At 70.5% G+C, this 12,382-nt stretch carries 13 protein-coding genes; 7 read left to right on the top strand and 6 right to left on the bottom strand.

The window, feature by feature from the left end; translation table 11 throughout:
- The first annotated feature begins 11 nt into the window (after positions 1 to 11).
- A complete protein-coding gene (gene fliS / locus ASE20_RS21560; RefSeq protein ID WP_056896643.1) occupies positions 12 to 404 on the top strand; it encodes a flagellar export chaperone FliS in 393 nt (130 codons plus the stop codon).
- Between the two features lie 29 nt (positions 405 to 433).
- On the top strand, positions 434 to 763 hold the full coding sequence (locus ASE20_RS21555) for a hypothetical protein (RefSeq protein WP_056917914.1): 330 nt from the start codon (positions 434 to 436) through the stop codon (positions 761 to 763).
- A gap of 36 nt (positions 764 to 799) precedes the next feature.
- Here the strand turns inward: ASE20_RS21555 and ASE20_RS21550 are convergent, their stop codons facing one another.
- Both ASE20_RS21550 and ASE20_RS21545 read right to left on the bottom strand, forming a co-directional pair.
- Positions 800 to 3,142: a hypothetical protein gene (locus ASE20_RS21550; protein ID WP_056917915.1), complete on the bottom strand. Its 2,343-nt coding sequence runs from the start codon at positions 3,140 to 3,142 to the stop codon at positions 800 to 802.
- 270 nt (positions 3,143 to 3,412) lie between these two features.
- Entirely contained in the window at positions 3,413 to 4,471 is a 1,059-nt protein-coding gene (locus ASE20_RS21545) for a protein-glutamate methylesterase/protein-glutamine glutaminase (protein WP_056896640.1), read from the bottom strand.
- Between the two features lie 72 nt (positions 4,472 to 4,543).
- Here ASE20_RS21545 and ASE20_RS21540 point away from each other — a divergent pair, with 72 nt between their 5' ends.
- Genes ASE20_RS21540 through ASE20_RS21520 form a run of 5 tightly spaced genes read left to right on the top strand, consistent with a single transcriptional unit; the run spans position 4,544 to position 7,145 of the window.
- Positions 4,544 to 5,386: a CheR family methyltransferase gene (locus ASE20_RS21540; protein ID WP_056896639.1), complete on the top strand. Its 843-nt coding sequence runs from the start codon at positions 4,544 to 4,546 to the stop codon at positions 5,384 to 5,386.
- 11 nt (positions 5,387 to 5,397) lie between these two features.
- The gene (locus ASE20_RS21535) at positions 5,398 to 5,784 is read left to right on the top strand and encodes a response regulator (protein ID WP_200952921.1); all 387 of its coding nucleotides are present in this window, start codon (positions 5,398 to 5,400) and stop codon (positions 5,782 to 5,784) included.
- Positions 5,781 to 6,296: a chemotaxis protein CheX gene (locus ASE20_RS21530; protein WP_157538327.1), complete on the top strand. Its 516-nt coding sequence runs from the start codon at positions 5,781 to 5,783 to the stop codon at positions 6,294 to 6,296. Before ASE20_RS21535 ends, ASE20_RS21530 begins: the two co-directional genes overlap by 4 nt.
- Positions 6,293 to 6,652 (top strand): response regulator, encoded by a 360-nt coding sequence (locus ASE20_RS21525; protein ID WP_056896636.1) that lies wholly within the window; start codon positions 6,293 to 6,295, stop codon positions 6,650 to 6,652. The genes ASE20_RS21530 and ASE20_RS21525 overlap by 4 nt, the downstream gene beginning before the upstream one ends.
- A 10-nt stretch (positions 6,653 to 6,662) precedes the next feature.
- The gene (locus tag ASE20_RS21520) at positions 6,663 to 7,145 is read left to right on the top strand and encodes a hypothetical protein (RefSeq protein ID WP_056896635.1); all 483 of its coding nucleotides are present in this window, start codon (positions 6,663 to 6,665) and stop codon (positions 7,143 to 7,145) included.
- Positions 7,146 to 7,446: 301 nt separating this feature from the next.
- Here the strand turns inward: ASE20_RS21520 and ASE20_RS21515 are convergent, their stop codons facing one another.
- From ASE20_RS21515 to ASE20_RS21500, 4 genes are read right to left on the bottom strand one after another with little or no spacing between them, the layout of a single operon-like run.
- Positions 7,447 to 8,463, bottom strand: a complete 1,017-nt coding sequence (locus ASE20_RS21515; RefSeq protein WP_056896634.1) for a Rieske 2Fe-2S domain-containing protein — start codon at positions 8,461 to 8,463, stop codon at positions 7,447 to 7,449.
- Between the two features lie 13 nt (positions 8,464 to 8,476).
- On the bottom strand, positions 8,477 to 9,439 hold the full coding sequence (locus ASE20_RS21510; RefSeq protein ID WP_056896633.1) for a PDR/VanB family oxidoreductase: 963 nt from the start codon (positions 9,437 to 9,439) through the stop codon (positions 8,477 to 8,479).
- Between the two features lie 27 nt (positions 9,440 to 9,466).
- Entirely contained in the window at positions 9,467 to 10,819 is a 1,353-nt protein-coding gene (locus ASE20_RS21505; protein ID WP_056896632.1) for a glutamine synthetase family protein, read from the bottom strand.
- Between the two features lie 45 nt (positions 10,820 to 10,864).
- Positions 10,865 to 12,325, bottom strand: coding sequence for an APC family permease (locus ASE20_RS21500; RefSeq protein WP_056896631.1), 1,461 nt, complete (start codon positions 12,323 to 12,325; stop codon positions 10,865 to 10,867).
- Positions 12,326 to 12,382: the final 57 nt, after the last annotated feature.

Here is a 12,382-nt window from a genome sequence, read left to right as displayed (position 1 = left end):
GGACCGCACCCATGTACGCGACCCGATCGATGCACAGCGCGCAGAGCGCCTACCGCGAGAACTCCGTGGCGACGGCATCCCCGGCCCGGCTGCTGGTGATGCTGGTCGAGCGACTCGTGCTGGACGGCGAGCGGGCGCTGGCCGCCCAGCAGGCCGGCGACTGGCCGGCCGCCCACCAGCACCTGCTGCACGCGCAGGACGTGGTGGCCGAGCTCGAGGCCAGCCTGGACGTCGACCGCATGCCGGCCGGCAAGCAGCTCGCCGCGCTCTACCAGTACCTGCGCGGTCTCCTCGTCGAGGCGAACGTACGACGCGACGCCGCCACGACCGAGGAGGCCCTCGGCCTCTCCCGCCAGCTGTGCGACACCTGGCGCGAGGCCGCGATGGCGGCGGCGATCCAGTGACCGCCGTACCCGTTCCCGGGGTGCCGGCGATGTCGGACCCGATGCCCGAGCAGCCACGCCGACCCGTGACCTGGCGCGAGGCGCTGGACCGGCTCGAGGCGCACGCCGACCGTGCCGAGCAGCTGATCCGCGGCCACGCCGCGCCGCACGAGCCGCCGTGGCAGCCGCCGACCGACCTGGGCCCGATCCCGGACGAGTTCGTGCCGCGCGCCCGGCAGCTGCTGGCCCGCCAGCAGCGGCTGATGTCCGCGATCCCCGCACTGATGGCGGACAACCACCACCAGCGAAAAGTGGCGAACCGGGTGGCGGACGCGACCAGCGCGCCCGCACACCCGGTCTACCTCGACATCACCGCCTGAAGTGGGTCAGGCGGTGACGGCGAGGGTGGGGCCTGATCAGGGGGTGTAGATCCCCCTGCTGTTGTTGATGGCGTCGAAGAGGTTCTTCGCGCCCTCCTGCAGCACCTTGCTCCCGCCGTACCAGGACGAGCCGACCAGCTTGTTCGAGACGAACGTCAGCGCGTTGCCCACCGTCATGCTGCTCGCGCCGCCGAACGATGCCCGGACGTCCTTGCCGTCCATGTGGGCCAGGTCGACGTTGAGGTTCGCCAGGGCCGGGTTGAGGTGGATGACGCTGAGCGCGGTGCCGAGCATCTGGGCCTTCAGCATCGTCGTCATGTCGCTGGCCTTGGCCTTGCTGATGACGTCGGCGACGTACTTCGCGAGCTGCGTGCAGGTCGCCGTGGCCGAGAGGTCCTTGAACGGGTTGTACGTCCGCAGCGTCGTGGCCGCATTGCACACCCCGCCCGTCGACGGACCCGCCTTGATCAGCGCCTGACCGTTGTTGTTCGTCCAGAAGCCGATCGTGTGCGCACCGGTGTCGACCGTGGTCTTGCAGACCTGGACGTCCTGGCTGTCGCTGCTCTTCGTCCCGCTGTCGACCGCCGTGGCCGTGGCCGTGTTGCCGTACGTCGCGCAACCCGGGTTGCTCAGCGTCCAGGTCCGGCTGTAGTCGAACGTGGTCGGGTTGGCGTCGCCCACGCAGACCTGGCCGAGGTCACCGGCGTAGGTGTCGGTGACGTCCGCGCACTCGTCCACGGCGTTCTCCGTGAAGTCGATCGCGTCGGTCGTGTCGGTCGCGTTGCCGGCGTCCAGCACCGTGAGCGGCGCCGGGTCCTGGTCGGCCCAGGTGACGTCGACCGTGTTCGTCAGGTCGGAGGCGGGCACCGACCCGTCGGGTAGGTCGCACGTGTACGACAGCTCGGTGTCACCCGGCTGGACCGTCACGCCCGTGCCGTCACCGTCGACCTCGCAGGTCACGGCGCCGTCGGAGAAGGTGTCGGCGATGTCCGCCACCACCGCGACCGAGTTCGGGTTCGTGACCGTGATCGTGCCGTGCACCTCGGTGCCGGTGATGGTGCCCGCGTCGTGCGAGACCTTCACCGTGTAGTGCGCCGTCACGTCGCCCGACGTACCGCTGAGGGTGGCGTCGTCGACGGACTTGTCGACCGACCACTTGTAGGTGGTGGTGTAGTCGCCCTCAGCCTCCTTGGAGACGGTCAGCGCGTCGAGGACGTCGATCGTGCAGACCTCGACGGACTGGCTGGCGTCGTCGGTCGAGCCGGTGTCGTTGGTCTCGAAGGACGCCGTGTTGTCGTAGTCCTGGCACCCGGGGGTGTCGAGGTTCCACGTCCGGTCGTAGCTGAGCTCGGTCGGGTTGTCGTCGCCGACGCAGACCGTGCCGAGCGTGCCCTCGACCGTGTCGTCCACGTCGATGCACTCGTCGATGTCGTTGCCGGTGAAGGTGACGTCGTCGTAGGTGAAGCTCTCGTCACCGGCCGCCAGGTGGTCGGTGTTGCCGAGGGTCTGCTCCTCCCAGGTGACCGTGGCGGTGTTGTCCAGCTGGCCCTGCGGGAGGGACGTCAGGTCGCAGGTGTAGCCGAGGACCGTGTCGCCCATCGCGGGGATGACGGCGTCGGTGCCACCGTCGACCGTGCACACGGTGCCGTCGGACAGCACGTCGGTCACGTCGGCCGTGACCGCGGCGCCGTTCGGGTTGAACACCGTGATGTCCCCGGTGACCCCGATGTTGTCGACCTCGCCACCGTCGTGCTCGACCGTGACCGTGTAGTTCGCGGTGACGCTGGTGCCCTCGCGGCCCTCGAGCGTGTCGTCGTCGACCGCCTTGTCGATGTCCCAGGTGTAGGTGCGGTCGTAGGTGCCGGCCGCGTCCTTGACGATCGTCAGCGGCTTCGCCTCGACGGGCGCCGCACCGACCTTGAACGAGTCGTGGGTGCAGTCCGACGAGACGACCGGGTAGCCACCGGCGAGGCTGCAGACGCTGAGGTTGTAGACACCGCCGCCGTTCGTGGTGTCGGCGAACGGGAACACCTGGACCCGGTCGGCGAACTTCAGGTGGTCGCCGAGGATGGTGACGTGGCCGTTCTCGATCCGGAAGGACCGGTCGGTGTGCGTCCCCGCCGACAACAGGCCGTCGGAGCCGTCGTTCGGGTCGGACTGGCTGCCCGGGTCGGAGACGGCGAAGAAGTAGTCGCCTTCCGGCAGTCCCTGCGGAAGGTTGCTCAGCCAGACGTCGGCCTTCGAGGCGTAGGCATTGCAGTTGGTCGGGTCGCTCGTGGTGTTCGGGTTCAGGCAGTGGCCGTTCCCGGTCGGAGCTCCGACGTTGGTGGTGGTCGAGATCGACTGGCCGGCCGCCTGGGCGGCCGGGGTCGTCACCACCGTGGCGATGGTCGCGGTTCCCGCGACGACAAGGGCGCCCGAACAGACACGGGCGAAGGCGCGACGAGCGCGCCGATGGGCATGGAGCATGGACAAAGCAGTGGCCTCCCCACAGACCTGGTGAACATGACGGTGTCCGCGAGGCCGTGGAAGTGCCCATCCACCCACGAGAGTCGGCCGAAGCCGGACCCTCCTCATCCAACGGCAGTCGGCGGGCGTGCTCAATCCTCGTTTGTGAGGACCTTCTCCAACCTGAGAACCGAACGGCGGTCAAGCAGCGCGTGAACGGCGCACGGCACCGACGATCCGGTCGGCCAGCGCATCGAGCGGCAGCACGTCGTCCGCGAGGCCCGCACCCGCGACGGCACCGGGCATCCCCCACACCACCGAGGAGTCCTCGTCCTGGACGAGGATCCGGGCTCCGGCGGCCGCCAGCTGCCGGGCGCCGGCGAGGCCGTCCTGCCCCATGCCGGTCAGGACGGTCGCGAGCGCGCTGCCGCCGTACACCTCGAGGGCGGAGCGGAAGAGCACGTCGACGGCGGGACGGCAGAAGTTCTCCTGCGCCTCCTGGTCGAGCACGGCACGCACGGAGGTGCCGACCCGTCGTACCCGCAGGTGGAAGTCGCCGGGCGCGAGCAGCACCCGGCCGGGCCGCACCTCGTCGCCGTCGGCCGCCTCGCGGACCTCGAGCTGCGAGATCTTGTCGAGGCGCTGCGCGAGCATCGCCGTGAACACGGGCGGCATGTGCTGGACGACGAGCACCGGGACGCCGAGGTCACCGGGCAGCCGCGGCAGCAGCCGGGCCAACGCGTCGGGCCCACCGGTCGAGCAGCCGATCAGCAGCGCGCTCACCGCAGCGGTCGGCTGGACCGTGCGTTCGCGCCGCACGATCGGGCCGCCCGCTCCCGGAGTCAGCTTGCGCAGGCCCGCCAGGGCGCGGATCCGCGGCACCAGCTGGTCGCGCACGGCGGCGATGCCGTCGGCGATCTTCCCGGTGTTGCTGGGCTTCGTGACGTAGTCCGACGCCCCGCGCGACAGCGCGTCGAGGGTCGCGGTGGCACCCCGCTCGGTCAGCGTCGAGAACATGATCACGGGCAGCCGCGCGTGCTTCTCGCGGATCTGCGTGAGGGCGCCGAGGCCGTCGAGGTTCGGCATCTCGATGTCCAGGGTGACCACGTCGGGACGCAGCTCGTCGACGCGGCGGACCGCATCGAGGCCGTCGACGGCGACACCCACCACCTCGATGTCCGGAGCGCTGCCCAGTGCGGTGGTGACCAGGCGTCGTACCAGTGCCGAGTCGTCCACGACGAGAACCCTGATCTTGGTCACCCCGGCCCCATCGGCCGATTCTTGACCTTCATGAGGCCTCAGGAAGGCCGGGGGAACGCCGAATGACCGGACATGACTGCCCCCACTGCCTTCGCGTCCGTCTCGGCGCTGGTTCGCCGGGAGACGTCGATGGTGTACGACGAGGGCAAGGAGTACCTCGTCGAGGCGCGCCTCAACCCGCTGGCCGCTGCGAAGGGTCTCGACCTCGAGCAGTACGTCGCTCGGCTGGCCTTCGACGCCGACGAGCGGCGCAAGGTGATCGACGCGCTCACCATCAACGAGACCAGCTGGTTCCGCGACCACACGCCGTACCAGGCCTTCACCGACGCGATGCTCCCGCCGCTGCTGGAGGAACGGTCGATGACCCGCCGGCTGCGGATCTGGAGCGCCGCGTGCTCGAGCGGCCAGGAGGCCTACTCGATCGCGATGCTGCTCGACCAGCACCTGCCGGCCGGCTGGGAGTACGAGATCGTCTGCACCGACATCTCCACCCAGATGCTCGAGCGCGTGCGGGCCGGGAAGTACAGCCAGGTCGAGGTCAACCGCGGCCTGCCCGCGACCAGCCTGGTCCGCTACTTCACGCGCGTCGGACGCGACTGGGAGATCGCCGAGCGGCTGCGGGAGCGGGTCACCGTCAAGCACATGAACCTCGCGGCGCCGTTCCCGATGCTCGGCGCCTTCGACGTGATCTGGCTGCGCAACGTGCTCATCTACTTCGACGCCGAGACCAAGGCGGACATCCTGCGACGGATGCTGCCGATGCTCGCCCCGGACGGCTACCTGCTGCTCGGGTCCTCCGAGACCACCCTCGACATGCCGGCCGACCTCACCGCCTCGTGGCGGCGGGACCAGATCGGACGGGTGCCGGCCTACCGGCGGGCCTCCGCCATGACCCTCTCCAGGACAGGAGCCTGATCGTGCGAGCCATGATCATCGACGACTCCCGGGCGATGCGCAGCATCCTGCGCCGCATCGTGTCCGGGCTCGACTTCGAGACGACGGAGGCCGAGAACGGCCAGGTCGCCCTCGACCAGATGCACGCGGGCGTCGTACCCGATGTGTGCCTGGTCGACTGGAACATGCCCGTGATGGACGGCTACACGTTCATCACCGAGGTGCGCGCCAACCCCGAGTGGCGCGACGTGACGCTGATGATGGTCACGACCGAGAGCGAGCAGCGCAACATCGTGCGCGCGCTGGCCGCCGGCGCCCACGAGTACGTCATCAAGCCGTTCACGCCGGACGCGATCGTCGAGAAGCTCTCGCTGCTCGGCCTGGTCCCGGCCGACTCCGCACAGGGGGCGTGGGCATGAACGTGCTGACCTTCTTCGAGGCCACGCCGGACGAGGTGGACGCCCCGACCGTCGACGACCTCCAGGCCGTCACCGAGGACGTCTGGCTGGCCCTGGTCGGCGAGGACGAGGTGCTCCTCCCCCGCCTGGTGCCGCCGGGCACGCCCTTCGACGCCACCGGCGTCTGGTCCGCCGCCGTCACCATCAGCGGCGGCTGGCACGGCGTGGTCACCGTCGAGCTCGACGCCGACGTGGCCGGCCGGCTCAGTGCCCGGATGCTCGACCTGCCCTCGGCCGAGGATGCGGAGGACGCCGATGTCGCCGACGCCGTGGGCGAGCTGGTCAACATGATCGGCGGCAACGTGAAGAGCCTGATGCCGGGCCCGAGCGTGCTGTCCCTGCCGGCCGTCGCCGCCGGCCGCGCGGTCTTCGCGAGCGACGTCACCGAGGTGTGCCGCATCGACGTCGCCTGGCGCGGCGGCCCCGTCCGCATCTGCATCCACGTCCCGAACGCCTCCGGAGGCTCCCGATGAAGATCCTGATCGCCGACGACAGCCGCGTGATGCGGCAGATCGTGATCCGCACCCTGCGCCAGGCCGGCCACGGCGGCCACGACATCGTCGAGGCCGAGAACGGCCGCGAGGCCCTCGAGAAGGTCCAGACCGAGGCGCCCGACCTGGTCCTCTCGGACTGGAACATGCCCGAGATGAACGGCATCGACTGCCTCTCCGCCCTGCGCGCGGCGGGCTCCTCGGTCGCCTTCGGGTTCGTGACCTCGGAGGGCTCGGAGGAGATGCGCCAGCGCGCCGCGTCCGCCGGCGCGGCCTTCCTGATCGCCAAGCCGTTCACCCCGGAGGCGTTCGACGACGCCCTCCGCAGCGTCCTCTGAGGCCCTCGCCATGGTGATCCACCTCCCCCAGCCCAAGCAGCTGCGCGACCTCCTCACCGAGCTCCTCGGCCGCGAGGTCACGCTGTCGCCGACCACACCGTTCGCGCCCGGTCCCGACACCCCCGCCTCCGTCGCCGTGTACGTCGACGACCAGCTCCGCATCTGCGCGCTGATCGCCTGCGACCTCACCTTCTCCGCCCACGCCGGCGCGGCGATCGGCCTGGTCCCGCCCGGCGGCTCCGAGGCCGCGATCGAGGACGGCAAGCTCACCGACACCCTCAGCGAGAACCTCTACGAGGTCCTCAACATCGCCGCCTCCATGTTCAACGTCGCCGGCGCTGACCACCTCAAGCTGCACGCCCTCCACCCCGCCGGCCCGCCGCTCGACCCGCAGCTGCGGATCAGCACGCTCACCCTCGGTCGCCGCGAGGACCTCGCCGTCTCGATCGCCGGGTACGGCGACGGGGTGCTGTCGGTCGTGCTGCTGGCCTGAGGACGAGGCGCTCCTGCGCTCCTGGAACCCTCCTCGATCCGCAGCAGGGGGATGCCTGTCGCCTGCGGTGTCGTGGGTGGTGGGGTCTCAAGCGGCAGCGACGGGTCAGTCGGGTGGTGGGTCGGGTCCGGNCCGCGCAGCGGGCGAGCGAAGCGAGCGCCTTGACGCCGGGAGCCGGTCGGATACCGCGCGGCCACCCCAGGAGCCACCGCGACGGGATCCAGCAGCACGAGCCAGTCCCAGCAGCACGGCCAGGGGTTTCGAGGCTCGCTGGCGCTCGCACCTCAACCACCGGAGGAGGTCAGCCCTCGTCGGCCACCCACCGCCGCATGATGCGGCGGACCTGCAGCACGGCCAGGTCGGCGGCGACGTTGACGTCCTCGCCGTACCCGTCGCGGTCGATGACCTGCTGCATGGTCTCGAGGATCTCGCGGACCTTGCGGTAGTACGACTCGAACATCGGCCGCATGGTGGCGGTGGCGTGCTCACCCGGCGCGAAGTTGCGGCTGACCCGCCAGAGGTGGCGGGTGTGCCGGGCGTCGACCGGCGTGATGGCGTGGGTGAACCGGAAGGTCTGCGTGCCGTCGGGGAGCACCACGTCCCACCGGTCGGCCCACAGCCCGGGCGAGAGGAAGGCACCCTCCTCGCGCTGCGGGTAGGCCTCGGTGGCCGAGCCGCCGGTGAGCTCGGCCTGCCAGCCGGGCACGGGCGCGGCCGGCCAGTCGCGGTGGAAGGAGACGGTGGTCTCGGTCAGCTCGACCTCCAGCACCGGCGCCACCCCGGACAGGGCGGGCGGCGCCAGCACGGGGTCGACGACGGCGACGTGGGTGATGTCGCCGAAGTTGTCCTGCAGCAGCCGGATGTTGGCCGCGGTCTCCCACTGCCCGCCGAAGGTCTCCCACGCCGGATCGGTCAGCCACGGGGTGGGCGCCGGGAGACGGCGCTCGGCCAGGGAGCGCTCGCCGAGCCAGACCCAGACCAGTCCCCCCTCCTCCCGGACCGGGTACGACGGCACCCGGGCGCCGTAGGGCACCTGCTCCTGGCTCGGGACCCGCACGCAGGCCCCGGTCCGGTCGTAGGCGAACCCGGAGTAGCCGGAGACGATCGTGTCGCCCTCGACCCGGCCCAGGCTCAGCGGGTACGGCCGGTGGGCGTCGCGGTCACCGAGCGCCACGACCGTGCCGTCGGTGGCACGGAAGAGCACGACCGGGCGGTCCAGCGCGCGGGTACCGTAGGGCTCCGCGCCGATCTCGTCCGCGGCCGCGAGGGCGTACCAGGCGTTGCGGGGGTAGCCGGCGGTGTCGCCGCGACCTCTCATCGTCCCGCTCCCTTCACAGGTCCAGGGTGAGACGGCCGGAGCAGCGGGACACGCAGATCATCATCGCGTCGTTCGCCTCCTTCTCGTCGTCGTTGAGGAGCGAGTCGCGGTGGTCGACGTCGCCGTCGACCTCGACGATCTCGGTCTCGCAGGTGCCGCACACGCCCTCGAGGCAGGAGCCGACGACGCTGACGCCGGCGGCCTTGCAGACGTCGTAGACCGACTTGTCCGCCGGCACGGTCAGGGTGAGGCCGGAGCGGGCGAGCACCAGCTCGAACTCCTCGTCGCCCGAGCTGTCGACGGCCTTCGCCGCGAACCGTTCGAGGTGGAGGCTGCCGCTGGGCCAGGCCTCGCAACGCTGCTCGATCGCGTCGAGCAGGCCGGTCGGGCCGCAGGTGTAGACCAGCGTGCCCGGCTCGGGGGTGCCGAGCAGGCCGTCGAGGTCGAGCATCCCGGCCTCGTCCTGCGGCACCAGGGTCACCTTGTCGCCGTACGCCGACAGCTCGTCGAGGAACGCCATCGACGAGCGGCTGCGGCCGCCGTAGACGAGGCGCCAGTCGGCGCCCGCGGCCTCGGCCTCCTCGATCATCGGGAGCATCGGGGTGATGCCGATGCCGCCGGCGATGAACAGGTAGCGGGGCGAGGCCACCATCGGGAAGTGGTTGCGCGGCCCGCGGACGCGGACCGTGTCGCCGGCCGCGATCTCGTGGACGGCCTTGGAGCCGCCACGGCTGTCGGGGGTGCGGAGCACGCCCACCCGCCAGCGGCCGCGGTCGGCCGGGCTGCCGGCGAGCGAGTACTGGCGCACCAGGTCGTCGCCGAGGACCAGGTCGACGTGGGCGCCCGGCGTCCACGGCGGCAGGTCGGTGCCGTCCGGCGCCGCGAGGTCCAGCACGACCACGTCGGTCGCACCGCTGTTCGCCTCGACCACCCGCAGGTCCGCCTCGAACTCACGGACGATGGGTTGTGTCGTCACGAGATGTCTCCCTCTTCTGTCGACCACTCACAGGTGGTACGCGTACTCCCGGAACTCCCAGTCGGTGACGTACTGACCGAAGCGTTCGACCTCGTTGCGCTTGTACTCGACGAACGTCGACACGAAGACCGGGCCGAGGATGTCGGCGAGCTCCTTGTCGGCCTCGAGCGCGTCGAGCGCGGAGCCGAGGTCGCCCGGGAGCCTGTCGGCCTTCGTGGTGTCGTAGCCGTAGCCCTCGAGCTTCTCCGGCGGCTCGAGGCCGTCGCGGATGCCGAGGTACGCCGCGGCGAGCAGCCCGGCGATGGCGAGGTACGGGTTGGCCGACGCGTCGCCGAGCCGCAGCTCCATCCGCGAGGCGCGACCGCGCTCCGGGGGGATCCGGACCATCGCGCTGCGGTTGTCGAGGCCCCAGTCGACGAGCCACGGCGCCAGCGTGTCGGGGCCGAACCGCTTGTAGGAGTTGATCGTCGGGTTGCTGATCGCGGCCAGCGCCGGCGCGTGGGCCAGGACGCCGGCGATCGCGGAGCGGCCGATCTTCGACAGGCCGTCCTCGCCGTCCGGGTCGTCGAAGAGCGGCTTGCCCTCGGCGTCGACGGTGCTGAAGTGGATGTGGAAGCCCGAGCCGCCCTCGTCGTTGAAGGGCTTGGCCATGAAGGTCGCCATCTTGTCCTGGCGACGGGCCAGCTCCTTGACGGCGGTCTTGAACCGGAAGGCGCGGTCCGCGGCGTCGAGGGCCGGCGAGTGCCAGAGGTTGATCTCGAACTGGCCGCTGGAGAACTCGTGGTTCGCGGCGACGACGTCGATGTCGTACGCCGCGAGCTGGCGCAGCGACGAGAGGAGGAGGTTCTCCGGGTCGCCCTTGAGGCCGGACACGTAGACGTTGCCCGTCGCCTCGCCGTACCGGCGGTAGCCGTTGGGCGCGGCGTCGTCCTTCTCGACGACGTAGAACTCGAGCTCGGGACCGGCGATCGGCGTCATGCCCAGCTCCGCGAACTGCTCGACGACCCGCTTGAGCACCATCCGCGGGCTCTCCTCGGACGGCGTGCCGTCGGGGTTGAAGACGTCGGCGATGACGTGCGCGACGCCCGGCTCCCAGGGCACGTTGCGGACCGTGTCGACGTCGGGGAAGGCGACGATGTCGGGGAGGCCGGCGGACAGCCCGCCGGCGATGTCGACGACGTCGCCCATCGGCGAGGTGCCGTAGACGGAGCGGCAGAAGGCGACGCCGTCCCCGACGGTGCGGTCGAACCGGTTGACCAGGATGTCCCGGCCGCGCTCGGTGCCGATCAGGTCGCTGTACCCGACCCGGACGATGTCGACGTCCTCCGCCTGGAGACGCTCGGCGAGCCGGCGCAGCGCGTCTTCGTCAAAGTGGCCCATCAGCTGTGTCCTCTTCGCTTCATCGGTTCGGGGGTCGGTTCGGGGTCAGTTCGCGGTGGTGGCGGCGTCGTCGGCCTCGGCGTCGAAGCGCTCGAGGTCGGCGTTGAGGCCGTCGTAGATCTCGGGCCTGCTGGTCTTGAGGTAGAAAGCCTGCGCCACACCGACGAGGAGCGCGAGCACCAACAGCCACGGGAGGCTGGTGATCAGCTTCTCGGTCGAGCCGGCGACCACGTCGAAGTGGGTCACCGCCATCACCACGATGAAGCTCAGGCCGACGAATCCGATCGCGGGAGCGACGAGCGTGCTGCCGATCCGGCTGTCGCCGCTGCGACGGAAGTGGACCACGATGGAGAGCGCGGCGAGCGCCTGCAGGACCACGATGGCCAGGGTGCCGAAGCCGAGCATCGCGGGCACGACCTGGAGGATCGGGTCGAGGTCGATGATCCGGAAGACCGCCGCCACCAGGAGCGCGAAGCCCGCCTGGAGCGTGCCGGCGAGCACCGGTGCGCCGCTGCTGCTGGTGCGCGACAGCGCCTGCGGGAGGACGCGGGCCCGGCCGAGCGAGAACAGGTAGCGGGTCGCGGAGTTGTGGAAGGCGAGCATCGCGGCGAAGAGGCTGACCAGCAGCAGCACCATCATCGTCTTCATCATGAACTCGCCGAGGTACTCCGCGCCGAGGCTGAAGACCAGGTCACCGGCCTCGAGGTGGTCGATGCTGGACTGCTGCGCCTGCTCCACACCGGTGGCGCTGACGACGGCCCAGGTGGTGACGGCCAGCAGCAGGCCGATGATCGTGATGGCCAGGTACGTCGCCCGCGGGATCGTCTTGAGCGGGTTCTTCGCCTCCTCGCTGAACAGCGAGGTCGCCTCGAAGCCGAGGAAGCCGGTGGCGGCGAGGAGCAGGCCGATCGAGAGCGAGCCCGACGTGATCGCGTCACCGGAGAAGGCCGAGAAGTCGTAGCCGTGCTTGAACAGGACGGCGACGTCGAAGATGACCAGGATCGAGGACTCGAGGACCAGGGAGACGCCCAGCACCTTCGAGCTGAAGTCGATGCCCCGGACGGCCATCAGGTAGGCCACGACCATCGAGAGGCCACCCCAGATGAACCAGTTCATCGAGAAGCCGAACAGGAAGTCGATCAGCACCATCATGAAGAAGCCGCTGGTGCCGATCGTGCCGACGACGAAGAAGTTGTAGCCGAGCGTCGCGATGTAGCCCGCGGCGAGGCCGGCCGGGCGACCGAGGCCCTTGACGACGAACGCGTAGAAGCCGCCGGCGTTGACCATCTGGCTCGACATCTTGCCGTAGCCGATGGCGAACAACAGGAGGATCGCGGCGACCGCGAGGAACGAGAACGGTGCGCCTCCCCCGTTGCCGAAGGCGATGGCGAGGGACGCCACCACGACCATTCCGGTCAGCGGCGCCACGGCGGCCAGGACCAGGAAGACGATCGCACCCACCCCCAGCGCGTTCTTGCGCAGTGTGGTGTTGACGGTGTCCGACATCGGGACTCCTTCGCTGTCGCACCGGCCGGGACCGGCGGTCACCGGCCCCTGTGCGCC

The sequence above is a fragment of the Nocardioides sp. Root240 genome, assembly GCF_001428825.1.
GTDB lineage: Bacteria > Actinomycetota > Actinomycetes > Propionibacteriales > Nocardioidaceae > Nocardioides.
The sequence above is the reverse complement of the archived record's forward strand: the minus strand, read 5'-3'. Positions and strand labels throughout refer to the sequence as shown.

Coding starts and splice junctions, on each gene's coding strand:
- ASE20_RS21535 (WP_200952921.1), top strand. CDS start 5,398: ATGATCATCGACGACTCCCGGGCGATGCGCAGCATCCTGCGCCGCATC.
- ASE20_RS21525 (WP_056896636.1), top strand. CDS start 6,293: ATGAAGATCCTGATCGCCGACGACAGCCGCGTGATGCGGCAGATCGTG.
- ASE20_RS21540 (WP_056896639.1), top strand. CDS start 4,544: ATGACTGCCCCCACTGCCTTCGCGTCCGTCTCGGCGCTGGTTCGCCGG.
- ASE20_RS21500 (WP_056896631.1), bottom strand. CDS start 12,325: ATGTCGGACACCGTCAACACCACACTGCGCAAGAACGCGCTGGGGGTG.
- ASE20_RS21520 (WP_056896635.1), top strand. CDS start 6,663: ATGGTGATCCACCTCCCCCAGCCCAAGCAGCTGCGCGACCTCCTCACC.
- ASE20_RS21555 (WP_056917914.1), top strand. CDS start 434: ATGTCGGACCCGATGCCCGAGCAGCCACGCCGACCCGTGACCTGGCGC.
- fliS (WP_056896643.1), top strand. CDS start 12: ATGTACGCGACCCGATCGATGCACAGCGCGCAGAGCGCCTACCGCGAG.
- ASE20_RS21515 (WP_056896634.1), bottom strand. CDS start 8,463: ATGAGAGGTCGCGGCGACACCGCCGGCTACCCCCGCAACGCCTGGTAC.
- ASE20_RS21530 (WP_157538327.1), top strand. CDS start 5,781: ATGAACGTGCTGACCTTCTTCGAGGCCACGCCGGACGAGGTGGACGCC.
- ASE20_RS21505 (WP_056896632.1), bottom strand. CDS start 10,819: ATGGGCCACTTTGACGAAGACGCGCTGCGCCGGCTCGCCGAGCGTCTC.